This is a genomic window from Kitasatospora purpeofusca (assembly GCF_000718025.1).
In the GTDB taxonomy this organism is placed as follows: Bacteria; Actinomycetota; Actinomycetes; order Streptomycetales; family Streptomycetaceae; genus Kitasatospora; species Kitasatospora purpeofusca.
The window spans coordinates 1-656 of the sequence record NZ_JODS01000089.1 but is presented as its reverse complement, the minus strand read 5'-3'; the positions used below and the strand labels follow the sequence as shown (position 1 = coordinate 656).

Here is a 656-nt window from a genome sequence, read left to right as displayed (position 1 = left end):
CATCTCCAGCTCGTCGAACGCCTCGACGGCCGGCAGCGACGGGGTGGTGCTCACCGGCATCGCGAACTCCCCCTGCAGGGAGGAGCCCTGGCGGGAGCGACCACCGGAGGGCCGGTCGCCGTAGAAGGAACTGCCGCCGGAGCGGGATCCGTAGGAGCCGCCGGAGCGGGAGGAGGCCGAGGTGCGGGAGTTGGTGTTCTGGTGCGGGGAGCGACTGGAGCGGTTCATGTGAAACCTTCCTGGGGCGGCACGTCGCGAGGCGACTCCGCAGCGCGGGGCGCCGGCAGGAGGCCTTGCGGGAACGGGCCGAAAGCATGGGGAGCGGGGCGTGGACGGTGAAACCGTGCGGCACGTCACCTCAGGCCGGCGCTCACCGCGGGGCGGGAGCGAAGAACCTCGAACCGTGAGCTGTCACGGCAGGGCGGCGATCCGGACGCGGCGCTGTGCGTCTCGCGTGGGGACGGCCGCCGACGGCGGAGCCAGGGGCCGGAAACGGCCGGGGATGTGCGTCGTGGCGCAATGCCGAGGGGCCCGCACCGGGCATCATGTACGCGGTGCGGGCCCCTCGCTACCAGGCGGGTGCCGTGGCAGAAAAACTACAGCGGACGAATGTTCTCGGCCTGCGGGCCCTTCTGGCCCTGCGTGACGTCGAACTC

Annotated in this window: 1 pseudogene; it reads right to left on the bottom strand. The window is 72.1% G+C overall.

From position 1 onward, the window contains the following. Positions 1-228: pseudogene (locus IF01_RS43345) on the bottom strand (DEAD/DEAH box helicase); the annotation flags it as partial. Positions 229-656: the final 428 nt, after the last annotated feature.